Origin of the sequence: Clostridium chromiireducens (assembly GCF_002029255.1) — a bacterium.
In the GTDB taxonomy this organism is placed as follows: Bacteria; Bacillota; Clostridia; order Clostridiales; family Clostridiaceae; genus Clostridium; species Clostridium chromiireducens.
Genome location: NZ_MZGT01000004.1, coordinates 27,357 through 44,085, shown reverse-complemented (window position 1 = coordinate 44,085; position 16,729 = coordinate 27,357). Strand labels below are relative to the sequence as shown.

Sequence of the window (16,729 nt, the reverse complement as noted above, 5' to 3'; positions counted from 1 at the left end):
TATTGTGCATTGTAAATTATATATTTATTGGGGAATAGCGGTCTTTATGACTCTACCTGCAACTTGGGCTGCTGCTATAGATCCATATCCACCATTCTCAACAATTACTGCAACTGCAATCTTCGGATTACTTGCTGGTGCAAATCCTATAAACCATGAATGAGGAGTTGCATTTTGTCCATTTGGAAGAATATAATCTGCTGTACCAGTTTTACCAGCTGCTTCTGTTCCTTGAAAGTAAGTCCAACTGCTGTTAACCTTAGAATCAACTAAATACTTCATGTAATCTTTTATAATAGCTGCATTAGTTGGACTAAGAACTTGCTTATACACCTTTGAATCAATAGATTTTACAACATTTCCATCCTTATCTACTATTTTGCTAACTAGCGTTGGCTGCATCATTTTTCCATTATTAGCTATAGTACTTGATATCAATGCCATCTCCATTGGTGTAGCTAAGATACTACTTTGACCTATTCCTGTTTGTGCTATACTTCCAACTTCAGCTGCCTTTAATGTTGGAAATTGGCTTTTGGCAATATTAAAACCTTCTGCTTCTATACTGTTATTAAACCCATAACTTTCCGCTGTGGTTTTCAATTTTTCATTACCAAGCTCCATTGCTAAAGTACCAAATACCACATTACTTGATACCTTTAGTGCTTCCCTCAAATCTAAAGTTCCATAAACAGCACCGTTTGCATTACTTAATGACTGCTTAGAATTAAATACTATCTTTCCATCATCCTGAAATGTCCTATTAGTAACACCTTGTATATTATCTAATGCACTTGTTAATGTAACAGTTTTAAATGTTGATCCTGGAGGATATAATCCAGATGTTGCCCTATTAATAAGAGGGCTGTTATCTGCTGTTCCTTCATTAGCTGCTTTCATAGATTTTTCTAAATCATTTGGATTATATGTTGGTTTCGAAATCATTGCAAGTACTTCTCCAGTCTTAGGATTCAATGCAACTACAGCACCTCTGTTATCACCGAGCGCATCATATGCTGCCTTTTGAAGGTTTGGATCTAATGTAGTTATAACGCCATTACCAATCTTAACTTCATCTTCTTTTCTACTCTCAAACATCTCTTTTAATTTAGCAATACTAAAATCTTTAGTCAAATTCATAAAATTATTCGTAATCTTATTGTAACTTGTTAGTTCAGTATCATAGCTTGCTTCTAATCCTGTTAATCCATATCTAGGATCAACGTATCCCAAAGCATGAACATATAAATCTCCATTAACATAAGTCCTCTTTTGTGTAAGAGCATCTACTCTTGCACTTGTTGTTAGTGGATTCTTATTCTTATCATATATAGTTCCTCTTAATACCTCATTTCTTCTTGCCCAAAGTCTCTGATTTCCTTGCTGATCAGCTATATTAGGCGCTGAAAAAACCTGAAAATATGCAATATATGAAATAAGAGCTACGAATAAAAATAAAAATACTACCATTACTTGTTTTATACTATCAGAAATATTTTTCAATTTTTATCCCTCCTCCGATATCTTTTGAAGTACAGCCAACGCAAAAAACATGCTTATCATAGAAGATCCACCATAACTTATGAGAGGTAATGTTATTCCTGTAAGAGGTATCACCGCAAAAACACCTCCAATAATAACCAGCACCTGACAAGCTATCATCGCACTCATTCCTATAGTTCCCAACTGTGAAAACTTATCTTGAACTCTGAAAGCAGCTCTCATTCCTCTGTAGAAAAACAAAAAATATATTATCATAATTCCCATACCAAATACCATACCAAATTCTTCACAAATTACTGCAAAAATCAAATCTGAAGTATTAACAGGTACAAAACCTGGATAACCCTCACCTAGGCCAGATCCAAACATCCCACCTGAAGATATTGAATATAATCCTTGGACTATTTGATATCCACCTGTATCTTTATAACCCCAAGGATTCTGCCAAATCATAATTCTTTGTCTCACATGTGGAAATATCTTATATGCAAGGAATGAGCCTACTACAAATAAAGTGAATGTAATTGCCACATACTTTTTCTTTCCAGTTGCAACATAAAGCATTGTTATTGCAATTCCAAAAAATATTAAGGCAGATCCTAAATCCTTTTGCATAACCAAACAGCCTAAAGAAAACATCACTACAAGCGCTGGCTGCCAAAGTTGATTAAAATCCTCTATAATGTTGTTTTTATCCTCATAATCTTTTAATGCAGATGCCAAATAGACTACAAAACTGATTTTACCAAACTCAGATGGTTGAAATCCCATTCCGCCAATAAATACCCAGTTAGTTGCTCCATAGACTTCTGTTCCAAGTACTAATGCCATTGGCATAAAAACTATAGTAGTTATTAAATAAACTTTTTTATATTTTGCGAAATCCCTTAAATCTGGTATTACCGCTACCAGTGCAATAAATATAATAATCCCTACAGTAAACCAAATTAATTGTTTCACTGCAATACTGGAATCTAATCTATATAATACTGCCATTCCTATAACAGACAATAGACATGCAAAAGTAATTAGAAACTTATCTCCCTGCGGATAAAACTTTCTAATTAGAATTTGTGTAATTGTTAAAAATACACATACTACCACTCCCATATATATTGCCCCTATATCCATAGGCTCCTTTAATATAGCTATATCTACAAAAAGTGCCATGCATAAAAGATAGGTTAAAATCAATAACTTTACCTCATCCATTTTTATCTTCAATTTTTATCACCTCATTGTTTCCATTTCTTTAATAAATACTCTCTTAAACATTATAGAATGGCATTCTTGTTCTAAACAGATCATTTTGAATTTTGAACTTCCTTAAACTAATTTATTAAATATAACTTCACAAAATTTCTTGTAAGGCTCAGCTGAAGATTTGTCAATAATCTCCAGCTGAGCCTCACTGTTTTTTAAACTTCGAATAATTCATTCATAAAAACATAATTATTAATCTATATTATAATTCCTTTATAATAGTCTTTATTTTAAAATCTTAAAAACTGCAGTTCCAATCATTATCTCATCTTTATTAGATAACTTTGCTTTACCATTTAGCTTACTTCCATTTAGAAAAGTACCATTAGTACTATTCAAATCCTCTATAAATAGTAAATCATTCCTAACAATAATCTTTGCGTGATTCCCAGAAACATGTGGATCTCCCAATACAATTGAATTATCATCTTTTCTGCCTATTGTTAAATCTGATCTTATAGGAATAATTGATCCATCCTTTAAGTCCTTACCTTCTCCAGAATTTATAATTTCTAGCCCAAAATTCCCCTTGGCAATAGGTGGTCTTCTTTTCTTTCCACCATTTTTAACATCTCTATACATTATCTTAAGTGCATAGTATATTATTACATATAAAATAATAATAAACACTACTCCAAAAATCCCAGCAATCATTTTCGAAAAACTCATATTTTCACCTCAATATTTATTTCTGTATCATAATCATATGGAAAATAATTTTATAAAAGATATATTTATAATTGCTTAATCACTCAATATACCTTATCTATGATTATACAACAAAAAAACAGGTATGACATATAAAAGCACTACTTATTAAGATTATTTTCATAATTAATCAATTGTTTTTATAATGTCTACTTTTAATATTTTGTTATATAAGAGCCCAATTGTCAATTTTCAATTATTGACAATTGGGTAGTAGCAAACATTAATCTAGTAGTATTAATAATATAATCTTTAAATATTACTCTTATTTTCATACTATTATTTAAGAATATTCTTTAAATATTTCCCTGTATATGAAGCATCAACTTTACACAGTTCCTCTGGAGTTCCTATTTTAATAATAGTTCCTCCCTTGTCTCCACCTTCTGGCCCTAAATCAATTAGATGATCTGCACACTTTATCATATCTAAATTATGTTCAATTACAACAACAGTATTTCCTGCATCAACTAAGCTTTGAAGTATTTCTATTAATCTGTTAACATCATCTACATGTAGCCCAGTTGTTGGTTCATCTAATATATATAGTGTTTTTCCTGTACTTCTCTTAGATAATTCATATGCCAATTTAATTCTTTGAGCTTCTCCTCCTGATAATTGAGTTGACGGCTGACCTAATCTTATATATCCAAGTCCAACATCATTTAATGTTCTTAATTTATTTTCGATTCTTGGTATGTTTTCAAAGAATTTTAACGCTTCTTCAACTGTCATATTTAATATATCATCTATATTTTTCCCTTTATACTTAACTTCTAGAGTTTCTCTATTGTATCTCTTTCCTTTACAAACTTCACATGGTACATACACATCTGATAAAAATTGCATCTCAATTTTAATTATTCCATCCCCAGCACAAGCTTCACATCTTCCACCTTTAACATTAAAACTAAAACGTCCTTGCTTGTAACCTCTCATTTTCGCTTCTGTAGTTTGTGAGAAGAGTTCTCTTATTATGTCAAATGTACCTGTGTAAGTCGCTGGATTAGATCGTGGAGTTCTTCCTATTGGACTCTGATTTATATCTATTATTTTATCAACATTTTCATAACCAACTATTTCTTTGTGATTTCCTACAGGGTTTTTACTCCTATTTACTAATCTATTTAATCCCTTATAAAGTATTTCATTTACTAATGTACTCTTACCTGATCCTGAGACCCCAGTTACCATAGTTAAGGTACCAAGATGTATTGACACACTTACATTCTTTAAATTATTTTCTTTAGCACCTATAATCTTTATATTTTGTCCATTTCCTTTTCTTCTTATACTTGGAACAGGAATTGATTTTTTCCCAGTTAAATATTGTCCTGTTATGGATTTTTCACAGGCTTTAACTTCATCAAGAGTCCCCGCAACAACTACTTCTCCACCATGTTCACCTGCGCCTGGACCGATATCAACAATATAGTCTGCTTCCTTCATAGTATCTTCATCATGCTCTACAACAACTACAGTATTTCCAACATCCCTTAAATTTTTTAGAGTATGTATTAATCTATCATTATCTCTTTGATGTAGCCCAATACTAGGTTCATCTAGAATATATAATACACCCATTAAAGCAGAACCAATTTGAGTGGCAAGTCTTATTCTTTGAGATTCTCCTCCTGATAGTGTTCCAGAATTTCTTGATAAACTTAAATAATCCAAACCAACATTCAATAAAAATTGTAATCTATTTTTAATTTCCTTTACAATTTGCTCACTAATAATTCTATTCTTTTCAGAAAATTCTATTCCATTTATAAATTCAAATTCTTCTTTTATTGACATGCTCGTGAATTCATATATATTTTTTCCAGCAATAGTAACTCCTAATACTTCTTTTTTCAACCTAGCGCCTTTACATTTAGGACAGAAATCATTACTCATATACTGTTCTATTTCACCTTTAATAAGATCCGAGTTACTTTCCCTATACCTTCTGCCTAGTGCATTAATTTCCCCTTCAAATGCGTAATTATATATGGCCTTGATTCCCTCTTTAACATATTCAACTTTAAGTTTTTTGCCCTCTGTTCCATATAGTATTAAATCAATGTGTTTTCTATCTAAGTCTTTTATAGGTGTATTCAAATCTAAGCCATATTCTCTTGTTAATGCTTGAAGGATTGCATACGTCCAAGAATCCTCCTTAAGCCTCCCACTTCCCCAGCTTGCTATTGCACCTTCCATGACACTCAATTCTTTATTGGGTATAACTAGTTTTTCATCAATTTCCATTAGACTTCCAAGTCCGTCACAATGATCACACTTTCCATATGGAGCATTAAATGAGAATAATCTTGGTGATAACTCATCAATACTTATACCACAATCAGCACAAGCAAAATTCTCACTAAAAAGAGTTTCCTCTCCTCCAATTATACTTGCTATGGCTAGCCCTTCTCCCATCTTTAATGACGCTTCTATAGACTCAGTAAGTCTACCTTCAATTCCTTCTTTTAAAACAATTCTATCTATAACAGCTTCTATATTATGTTTTTTGTTCTTATCTAATTTCACTTCTTCTTCTGTTAAATCATAAATTTCTCCATCAATTCTAGCCCTAACATATCCATTTTTCTTTATATTCTCTAATATCTTTTCATGGGTACCTTTTCTCCCTTTAACTACAGGAGATAATATTTGAATTTTAGTTTTATCCCCATTGCTCATAATTTTATCAACAATTTGATCAACAGATTGTTGAGTAATTTCTTTACCACACTTTGGGCAATGTGGAATTCCAACTCTTGCATACAATAACCTTAAATAATCATATATTTCAGTTATTGTGCCGACTGTAGACCTTGGATTCTTACTTGTTGTTTTTTGGTCAATGGATATAGCCGGTGATAAACCTTCTATATACTCAACGTTTGGTTTATCCATTTGTCCTAAAAATTGTCGTGCATAAGAGGATAAAGATTCCACATATCTTCTTTGCCCTTCTGCATATAATGTATCAAAGGCCAAAGATGACTTACCAGAGCCTGATAAACCTGTAAGTATAACTAATTTGTCTCTTGGTATTTCTAAACTGACATTTTTTAAATTATTAACTTTCGCACCTTTGATTACTATTTTATCGTTCATTACATTAACCTCCTAATTTAATACACAATGCACAACTTAAGTTGTGCATTATGTTTTAGCAATTGTATATCCCTTGTTATTTCCCATTCTTAATTTCATTAACAATATCTCTAAGTTCTGCGGCTCTTTCAAATTGTAGATTTTTTGCAGCTAAAAGCATTTCTTCTGTAAGATCTTTAATTAACTTATCCTTTTCCTTCTTCGTAAGTTTTTTCTTATCAACTGTCTTATATTCTTCTACTTCTTCTGCAACCCTTGTCGCTTCTATAATATCCCTTACATCCTTAATTATTGTTGTTGGTGTTATTCCATTTTTCTCATTATACTCTTTTTGCAGTTTCCTTCTTCTTTCTGTTTCTTTCATTGCTTTATCCATTGATTTTGTTATATTATCTGCATACATTATAACTTTACTTTCTGAATTTCTAGCAGCTCTTCCAATCGTCTGTATTAATGATGTTTCTGATCTTAAAAAGCCTTCTTTATCAGCATCAAGAATAGCAACTAAAGCAACTTCTGGTATATCTAATCCCTCTCTCAAAAGGTTTATTCCTACTAACACATCATACTCGCCAAGTCTTAAATCTCTGAGAATCTTCATTCTTTCAATTGTATCAATATCTGAATGCATATATGTTACTTTTACACCAAGCTCAGTTAAATATTTAGTTAAATCTTCTGCCATTCGCTTAGTCAAAGTTGTTATCAGCGTTCTAAAACCTTGTTCGATAGTCTTATTAATTTCCCCATATAAATCATCTATTTGCCCTTTGATTGGCTTTACAATAATCTCTGGATCTAGTAATCCCGTAGGTCTTATAATCTGCTCCGCGATCTCCTCTGAATTATCTATTTCATAAGCAGCTGGTGTTGCACTTACAAAAACTATTTGATTCATTTTTTTCTCAAACTCTTCAAATTTTAAAGGTCTATTATCGTATGCGCATGGTAATCTAAAGCCATAATCAACTAAAGTATTCTTTCTTGACCTATCCCCAGCATACATTGCTCTAACTTGTGGTAGTGTTACATGACTTTCATCAATAAACATAAGAAAATCTTCTGGAAAATAGTCTATTAATGTTTTAGGTGGTGTTCCAGGATCTCTACCATCTAATATCCTTGAATAATTTTCTATTCCACTGCAATATCCCATCTCTTTTATCATCTCAATGTCAAAATTAGTTCTTTGTCTTAACCTCTGAGCTTCAAGAAGCTTATCTTGAGCATTAAGCTCTTTTAATCTTTCCTCTAATTCCCCTTCTATCATGCCAATTGCCTTATCAACTGTTTCTCTTGAAGTTGCAAAGTGGGATGCAGGAGTGATTGCCACATGATTTCTTTCCCCAAGTATAGTTCCTGTTAATACATCAAATTCTCTTATTCTGTCTATTTCATCACCAAAGAATTCAATTCTAATTCCTTTGTTAGAATATGATGCTGGGATTATATCTAAAGAATCGCCCCTAACTCTAAAGGTTCCTCTTGAAAAATCTATATCATTTCTTTCATATTGAATTTCTATAAGTTTCTTTATGATTTCATCTCGTTCTTTTTCCATACCAGTTCTTAAACTTATAGTCAACTTTTTATATTCATCAGGATTACCAAGTCCATATATACATGAAACAGATGCAACAATTATTACATCTCTTCTTTCAAAAAGAGCTGAAGTAGCTGAATGCCTTAATTTATCAATTTCATCATTTATGGAAGCATCTTTTTCGATAAATGTATCTGTCTGAGGTACATATGCTTCAGGTTGATAATAATCATAGTATGATACAAAATATTCAACTATATTATTTGGAAAAAATTCCTTGAATTCTGAACATAATTGAGCCGCTAGAGTCTTATTGTGGGCTAAGATTATAGTAGGCCTTTGTAATTTTTCAATAATATTTGCCATAGTGAATGTTTTTCCAGAACCTGTTACTCCCAGCAATGTTTGCCCTCTATTATTGCAGTTTATTGAATTAACCAGCTTATCTATAGCTTGAGGCTGATCCCCAGTTGGTTTAAATTTAGAATGTATTTTAAATTCTCCCATTATACTACCTCCATTTCGAACAGACATTCGTATATATATGTATATTTTACTTTTCATTAAGTATTAAGTCAACAAATTATACTATTAAATTTTTCTAAGTAACTATAACTTTTTAAGTATTATCCAAAAACACTAAGTATTATAATCTGTTTAAAGAAAAAAGTGGCTAAGCCACTTTAATATATTTAAATTAGTATATTCAATTTTATCTATCCTTATCAACTTTATTTTTTTCACATTCATTGTTATCCGAATCCATAATTGAACTTAAGACACTTTTAAAGTTGCTATCATCAACTGGTATTACATCTTCTTCATTTACATTTCTAGGCACAACTAATACCCCTAGCCTAGTATTGTTGCTATGTCTAAATTCAACCTTTTTTAGCTTTCCTTCAAAATTCTTAATTTCTAAAACAGTATTATATAAGCTTTCTTTTAAAATCGAATACACTTCTGCTTCCGAATTAACATCTTTACCATTTACGGATACAAGCTTATCTTCTATACATACATTAAATTCTCTTACTTTTGAATCAGATGAAATTTCTAAAATAATTAATCCCTCTTCATCACTTACAAACTTTGGTGTTCTTTTTTCCTCATCCTCAGCTTGGATTCTTAGCATAAACTCGTGTCCAAAAGGCATTAATATTATAACTAACATTTCACCTATAATACCAAATCTTGCAATCTGAGCTACCATAATTAAAACTATACCATAAAATAATACATATAATCCTGATGATATAGCCTTCTCTCTCTTAGTTCTTGTAAATGTAATCGATGAATAACCAAGAACTGTATAAAAAGGCAATATTGAAATAATACCACTTGTTATTAAACTCAACCCTGATGTTGTTTTAATTAACGGCCACCATTCTGGATTTTGTATAAGTGAAGTTGAATAATCAATAGCTGGATTATTAGATGCAAGCGCTATCATTATTGATATTGGTAATACCCAATATCTTTTTAAAGCATATCCCCCCAAAATTTTTCCACTCTTGCTGGTGAATACCGGCACTGCTCCTCTATCACCATCAAACATAACCAATATTCCCTCAACTATATGAAAAACTCCTATAAAAACACCTAAATAAAGTATATCAACTACTAAAAAACCATTATTCCAAAACTGTTCATAAAATTGGCCCATGCCCTTTATGATTATACTTATAAACCCTACTATAGCACCAGAATAAGCAAAACATATTAATCTCGGTTTTATGAACATTAACAATATTGACAATATCAACAAATAGGCAATTCCCGAACTTTCATTAAATACTACACCTAAACTAGTTAATATCAAACTTCCTACGCATCCCCCTATAATCCCTAAAACAAGTTGAGATAGTGTAAGTTCAATGGTTGAATTCACACTACCTCCTAAGATTATTTTCTGCATAGTCACTATTCTTTTATTTTTTAAATATAATGTTGTTCCTAGCGCAACCAGTAAAAATACAAGTGGGGGAGTTACTATAGCACCTGCTATATTTCTTAACGTGTATATAAATAAACTCATTTCATCCCCCCTATTGCATCTTTTCCTGTATTTTAAGTATTGCCGCCTTCAGTTGATCATCTGAATTCTTATCATATCCATTCTCATTTATTCCTACAGGCGTTGCGACTTCTACATCCGGAGTTATTCCCTTCTTATGAATATTCTCACCATTAGGGGTATAATACTTTGAAACAGTTACTTTAAGACCGCCAATTCCATCATTAAACTTAAATGATTGTTGAACTATTCCTTTTCCGAATGTGGTTTTACCTACTATCGTTGCTGCTCCATAGTCTCTTAAAGCTCCCGTAACAACTTCTGAAGCACTTGCACTATTCTCATTAACTAAGATAACTAATGGAATTCCTTCTGCAATACCACCAACCGATAATGAATCATTTCTATTATTATATTTATCAATTGTATAAGTTATTATTTTATCCTTTGGAATGAATTGAGATGCTACCCCTACTGCTTCCACTAGCAATCCTCCTGGGTTTTCTCTTAAATCAAGTATTAGACCTTTCATTCCTTGAGTCCTTAATGATTCAATAGCCGTTTTAAAGTCTTCCGTAGTATTTTCATTCATAAAAGTCATTATGCGAATATACCCTGTGGACGAATCAATCATATTGCTCTTCACCGACTCAATTTTCACTTTTTCAGGTACCACGCTAACATCAAAATCTTCTGAACCTGCTCTTTTAATAGTTAGTTTTAATTCAGAGCCATTAGCTCCAACAATCATAGATGTTGCTTTACTAAGATCATTTCCAGATACATCTGTATCATTAATCTTTTCAATTATATCATTTTCTTTTAATCCAACCCTTTCAGCAGGTGCCCCTTTAGTCGTTTCTATAATTGTAACCTTATCATCCTTTAACGTCACAGTAACACCTATCCCAGTAATATTACCACTACTTTGTTTCATCAAATCATCAAATTCCTTATTATTCATAAATACAGTATATTGATCATTTAATGACTTTGTCATTCCCTTGATAGCTCCTTCTAAGAGGACATCATCATCTATATCTCCATCAAACTTTTCTATTAACTTATCTCTAACTGTAAAGAGTGCAGAATATTTACTCCGATCATTAATTTGTCCTGCTGTGCTTACAACTTCTGGCGATGTTTTTACTAAAAATACACCTTTTGTAGCAATATAATTCCCTGCAAAAAAACATGCACAAGCAATAGCTACCATAAGACAAAACATAGGCAATATTAAAAATACTTTTCTTTTTTCTCTCTTATTTGCAAATATATATTTTCTTGATTCCTTCACCTATAAAGACTTCCTTTCATATGCGTTATACATATAATCCTTTAGTTAACATCTTTATAGTGCAAGGCGGATTATTATGTAGCTTATTTTCAAGATTTTATGGTGTCTTATTATTTTATCCCTATAGCATTTATATTTATACTTATTTGCAAAAATTATACCACTAAAAACTTTCTTAGTGCAATTATACTAGCAATTCCACCAACTACAATTCCACCAATCATAAATTCCCATGATAGTGTCGATAAAACATAAGTTGTTGGTACAAGACTAATAAACACTAATTGAGAAGCAATCCATTTAACTAGTAAGTCATATGCAAAATACAATGCGACACAAGCTAAAGTTGCTCCGACAAATCCTATTACCATGCCCTCTATAACGAATGGCCATCTAATAAACCAATCAGTAGCTCCTACAAATTTCATAATTCCAACTTCTCTTCTTCTTGAATAAACCGTTAACTTTGTTGTATTCATTATTAAGAAAATTGAAACCCCTACAAGAACTACAAACAATCCAAAACCAACGACCTTAATACCGTTCACAATTCCTATGATTCTATCAACCAGTTCCTGTTGATCACCTACAGTCTCTATTCCTTCTAAATCTTTTAATCCTTCTGTCACCTTAGATGCATATTCCGGAGACTCCAATTTCACTGTGAATGAAGCATTAAATGGATTGTTCTGTAACGTGTATCCTTTTAATAAACCTTCGTTATCATTGGTAGTACTTTGGAAGTTTTTATATTCGTCTTCTTTTGATAGATAAATCACGTCTTTTACTCCATCAATTTCCCTCAATTTAATTTCGATTTCCCTTTGATCAATTAATTTTATATCATCTTTAAGGAAAACCTTAAGTTCAACCTTATTTTGAACATTATTTATTCCTTTATTTATGTTATTTGCGATTAACATAAATATCCCCAAAACAAAGAAGGTTATAAGAACAGTAATTATTGAAGCAATACTAATAGTTTTATTTCTTTTTAAACTTGTAAAAGCATCTTTAATAAAATGTGTAATAGTATTAATTTTCATCTTCGTACTTACCTCTTTTCTCGTCTCTAACTATTTCTCCTTTTTCTATAGCTATAACTCTTTTCTTCATATAGTCAACAATTTCTTTAGCATGAGTAGCCATTAAAATAGTGGTTCCTGCCTTGTTTATATCCTCAAGTAATGACATTATTTCTCTTGCTGTATCTGGGTCTAAATTACCTGTAGGCTCGTCCGCAATCAAAACAGATGGATTATTAACCAATGCTCTTGCTAAGGAAACTCTTTGCTGTTCTCCCCCTGACAACTCATTTGGAAACATTTTGTATTTATGAGATAACCCAACTAATGATAACACCATTGGGACTCTTCTTCTAATATCCTTTGGCGAAGCCTCTACAACTCTCATTGCAAATGCAACATTTTCGTATACGTTAAGGGTTTGAATTAATCTAAAATCTTGAAATACCATTCCTATTTTTCTTCTATAGTATGGTATTTGTTTTCTAGTTATTGCTGATAAGTCCTTATCCCCGACAATTACCTTTCCATTGGTAGGATCAACTTCTTTTAAAAGCATTTTTATAAAAGTAGATTTACCAGATCCACTTGGTCCTACTAAAAATACAAATTCTCCTGATTCTATCTCAACATTAACATCCGACAAAGCTTTCACATTATTATCATAAATTTTAGATATTCCTCTAAATTCAATCATACTCAAACACTCCTTCTTTATTGTATATTTTGCAAATTAATTGCAAAACCTACAAAATTAATTATAACATAAGAATTCTTTTTAATGTTATACAAATTTATTAAATATTATAGCTTTTATTACAATTACTGTTATTTTATATCATTAAATCCTTCTCCTAACACTTCATGCACTTCACCTACTGTTATGAAAGCTTCTGGATCCACTTCTTTTATATATTTTTTCAATTTTATGAACTGATTCCTACTTAGAACTGCATAAAGTATATCGCTTTCTTTTCCTGTATATGCACCCACTCCTTTTAAAAAAGTACATCCACGATCCAACGTATCTATTATATATCTACTTATCTCTTCACTTTTTTTACTAACAATGAATATACTTTTACACACATTAAATCCCTCTATAACTCTATCAATTATTATCCCAAGTAATATGATACTTAGCATGGAATATAAAGCAACATCTACACCAAATACTAAAGCACTTACAAGTGTTATTAAAAAATCAACTGCTAATATAGCTTTTCCTATATCTATATGAAAAAATATATTTAACATTTTTGCTAATATATCAGTTCCCCCTGTTGACGCATTTTCGTTAAATACAATCGCCATCCCAAAAGCTGAAATCAGTGCCCCAAAAATAGTTGCCATCATTAAGTCATTTGTAATTGCAACTGGTTTTAAAAATTCTTCAATTACCCATATTATTAATGATAGGCCCACACTTGCATAAATTGTCTTCACTCCAAATTTTCCATCAATAAATATAATAGCAACAATAAACAACAATACATTTAGTACTAGACTCACTATACCTATTGATAAGCTTGGTATAACAGCATTTAAAATTATTGCTATTCCTGTAACTCCACCTGCCGCTATATTGTTTGGTGCTTGAAAATATTCTATTGCAAATGCGACTAGAGCTATTCCTAATGTTATTACAATGTATTCTTTGAATTTTGATATTTTCATTTCATCTTCCCCTTCAATTTTTATTTATATTAAATTATCTTTTATAGTTTTCTCTGTTTATTTTTCGTTATTCAAAAATAAAAAATACAGGATACTTAGCTATTTCATGAGCCTTATATCCTGTATTTTACTATATTATATTTTATTATATTTAACCTAAAATTATTTTGACTATATTAAAAATTTAAGCATCAATTATTTCTTTAATGAAATAGCTTTTCTAGTATGCTCTACAATTGCTTCCACTGTTAAACCATAAACTTTTAAAAGTTCATTTGGTTTACCACTTTCACCAAAGGTATCTTTTATTCCTACTCTTACTACTGGAACCGGATATTCTTCTGCTATAACTTCAGCAACTGCTGAACCCAAGCCTCCAATTACACTATGTTCTTCCGCAGTAACTATTGCTTTTGTTTCTTTAGCAGCACTTACTAATAATTCTTTATCAATTGGCTTTATTGTATGTATATTTACTACTCTAGCATTAATTCCTTCTTTAGCTAATTCTTCTTTAGCTTCTAGCGCTAACTCAACCATCATACCAGTAGCAACTATAGTAACATCATCACCTTGCGCTAATGTTACACCTTTTCCAATCTCAAATTTATAATTTGCAGAATCATTTATAGTACTCACAGCTAATCTCCCTAATCTCACATAACAAGGTCCATTATATTCTGCTATTGCTAGTATTGCTGCTTCTGTTTCTATTGCATCAGCTGGATTTATTACAGTCATATTAGGGATACTTCTCATTAGTGATATATCTTCTATTGATTGATGAGTAGCGCCATCTTCTCCAACTGTTATTCCTGCATGAGTTGCACAGACCTTAACATTTAATTTTGGATAACATATTGAGTTTCTTATTTGCTCAAATGCTCTTCCTGCTGCAAACATTGCGAAAGTACTTGCAAATGGAATTTTTCCACAAGTTGAAAGACCAGCTGCAACTCCCATCATATTTGACTCTGCTATCCCCATGTTAATAAATCTTTCTGGAGAAACAGCTTTAAAATCTGCTGTCTTAGTAGATTTTGATAAATCTGCGTCTAATACAACAACATTTTTATTCATATTTGAAAGTTTTACTAACGCTTTACCATAAGCCTCTCTTGTTGCAATTTTATTCCCCATTAGTTTTCCCCTCCAATTTCCTTTAACGCTTGCTCACATTGCTCTTTATTGGGAGCTGTTCCATGCCACCCTGCATTGTTTTCCATAAACGAAACACCTTTACCTTTTATTGTGTTACATATAATCGCAGTTGGTTTTCCTTTGCATTCTTTTGCTTTTTCAATAGCATCTATAATTTCATCATAGTTATGTCCATTAATAGCCAAAACATTCCAACCAAAAGCTTCAAACTTTTTATCTATAGGACCTGGATTCATTACATCTTCTATATTTCCATCTATTTGAAGTCCATTATTATCTATAAACGCAGTTAAATTATCTAACTTATAGTGAGCTGCTGACATTGATGCTTCCCAAACTTGACCTTCTTCAAGCTCTCCATCCCCTAGAATTACATAAACTCTATAATCTTTCTTATCAAGTTTTCCGGCTAACGACATTCCTACCGCTGCAGAAATTCCTTGACCTAAAGATCCTGTTGACATATCAATTCCCGGTAAATCATTCATGTTAGGATGACCTTGCAATCTAGAGCCAGTTTGTCTTAAAGTATTCAATTCTTCAACTTCAAAATATCCTTTTCTAGCTAAAGCACTGTATAGAGCTGGCGCTGCATGCCCTTTTGACAAAACAAATCTATCTCTATCAGGGTCATTCACCCTAGATGTATCTATATTCATTTCCTTAAAGAATAATACTGCCATTATATCAGCTATAGATAAAGATCCTCCTGGATGTCCTGATGCTGATTCTGTAAGCATAGAGACAATATCTTTTCTCATTAGCTTTGCAACTTCTTCAAGTTTATATTCATTACTCATTGTACAACCCCCTGTTATTAATTCATTTGCTCATTCATAGTATGTTCTATTTTTAACATATTTATTCTAACATAGAAAATATTATTTGTATACATCAATAATAAATGTGTTATACTTTTATCGTTATAAATATCAATATATTATGTTATCAAACGCAAAAAGAGTAGCATATTTATTCAATTACGCTACTCTTCGAAATATCATATAGATAACAATATATTTATTATCTTGATTATATTTACTCTTATTTGATACCTATATAATTATTCCTATTCTTTAGCTCAAATTCAAGCTAACCGCTAAAGCCTTATCAACCTTTTTCATATCTGCTTCAGTCATATGTCCAATCTTTTCTTTCAACCTTCTCTTATCTAGTGTTCTTATTTGCTCTAGTAAGACAACAGAATCTCTATTTAATCCATACTCCTCTGATGAAATTTCAACATGAATAGGAAGCTTAGCTTTATTTATTTGAGATGTTATTGCTGCCACAATAACAGTAGGACTATATCTATTTCCAATATCATTTTGTATTATAATAACAGGTCTTATACCGCCCTGTTCGGATCCTATAACTGGACTTAAATCCGCGTAGAAAATTTCCCCTCTTTTTACTACAATGTTTGCCAT

At 31.5% G+C, this 16,729-nt stretch carries 13 protein-coding genes; all 13 read right to left on the bottom strand.

The genetic code is table 11. The annotated features are described in order from the left end of the window. Window positions 1–24: 24 nt before the first annotated feature. Window positions 25–1,503, bottom strand: a complete 1,479-nt coding sequence (locus tag CLCHR_RS01895; RefSeq protein ID WP_079437970.1) for a peptidoglycan D,D-transpeptidase FtsI family protein — start codon at window positions 1,501–1,503, stop codon at window positions 25–27. 3 nt (window positions 1,504–1,506) lie between these two features. Beyond that, complete coding sequence (locus CLCHR_RS01890; RefSeq protein ID WP_079437969.1) at window positions 1,507–2,727, bottom strand: FtsW/RodA/SpoVE family cell cycle protein; 1,221 nt, start codon at window positions 2,725–2,727, stop codon at window positions 1,507–1,509. A 264-nt stretch (window positions 2,728–2,991) separates the two neighbouring features. After that, window positions 2,992–3,435, bottom strand: a complete 444-nt coding sequence (locus CLCHR_RS01885; RefSeq protein WP_079437968.1) for an FHA domain-containing protein — start codon at window positions 3,433–3,435, stop codon at window positions 2,992–2,994. A 318-nt stretch (window positions 3,436–3,753) separates the two neighbouring features. Continuing rightward, complete coding sequence (gene uvrA / locus CLCHR_RS01880) at window positions 3,754–6,579, bottom strand: excinuclease ABC subunit UvrA (protein ID WP_079437967.1); 2,826 nt, start codon at window positions 6,577–6,579, stop codon at window positions 3,754–3,756. A gap of 76 nt (window positions 6,580–6,655) precedes the next feature. Continuing rightward, window positions 6,656–8,629 (bottom strand): excinuclease ABC subunit UvrB, encoded by a 1,974-nt coding sequence (gene uvrB, locus CLCHR_RS01875; protein WP_079437966.1) that lies wholly within the window; start codon window positions 8,627–8,629, stop codon window positions 6,656–6,658. 205 nt (window positions 8,630–8,834) lie between these two features. Then, window positions 8,835–10,160 (bottom strand): signal protein PDZ, encoded by a 1,326-nt coding sequence (locus CLCHR_RS01870; protein ID WP_079437964.1) that lies wholly within the window; start codon window positions 10,158–10,160, stop codon window positions 8,835–8,837. 10 nt (window positions 10,161–10,170) lie between these two features. Further along, window positions 10,171–11,436, bottom strand: coding sequence for a S41 family peptidase (locus tag CLCHR_RS01865; RefSeq protein ID WP_079437963.1), 1,266 nt, complete (start codon window positions 11,434–11,436; stop codon window positions 10,171–10,173). A gap of 155 nt (window positions 11,437–11,591) precedes the next feature. Beyond that, the gene (gene ftsX, locus CLCHR_RS01860; RefSeq protein ID WP_079437962.1) at window positions 11,592–12,482 is read right to left on the bottom strand and encodes a permease-like cell division protein FtsX; all 891 of its coding nucleotides are present in this window, start codon (window positions 12,480–12,482) and stop codon (window positions 11,592–11,594) included. Further along, the gene (ftsE, locus tag CLCHR_RS01855; RefSeq protein WP_079437961.1) at window positions 12,472–13,158 is read right to left on the bottom strand and encodes a cell division ATP-binding protein FtsE; all 687 of its coding nucleotides are present in this window, start codon (window positions 13,156–13,158) and stop codon (window positions 12,472–12,474) included. Before ftsE ends, ftsX begins: the two co-directional genes overlap by 11 nt. A 131-nt stretch (window positions 13,159–13,289) precedes the next feature. Then, window positions 13,290–14,138, bottom strand: a complete 849-nt coding sequence (locus CLCHR_RS01850) for a YitT family protein (RefSeq protein WP_079437959.1) — start codon at window positions 14,136–14,138, stop codon at window positions 13,290–13,292. 195 nt (window positions 14,139–14,333) lie between these two features. Then, window positions 14,334–15,278 carry a transketolase family protein gene (locus CLCHR_RS01845; RefSeq protein ID WP_079437957.1) on the bottom strand — a complete coding sequence of 315 codons (945 nt, stop codon included), beginning with the start codon at window positions 15,276–15,278 and terminating at the stop codon, window positions 14,334–14,336. Then, window positions 15,278–16,099: a transketolase gene (locus CLCHR_RS01840; protein ID WP_079437955.1), complete on the bottom strand. Its 822-nt coding sequence runs from the start codon at window positions 16,097–16,099 to the stop codon at window positions 15,278–15,280. Before CLCHR_RS01840 ends, CLCHR_RS01845 begins: the two co-directional genes overlap by 1 nt. 276 nt (window positions 16,100–16,375) lie before the next feature. Next, window positions 16,376–16,729 carry a type II toxin-antitoxin system PemK/MazF family toxin gene (locus CLCHR_RS01835; RefSeq protein ID WP_009172938.1) on the bottom strand — a complete coding sequence of 118 codons (354 nt, stop codon included), beginning with the start codon at window positions 16,727–16,729 and terminating at the stop codon, window positions 16,376–16,378.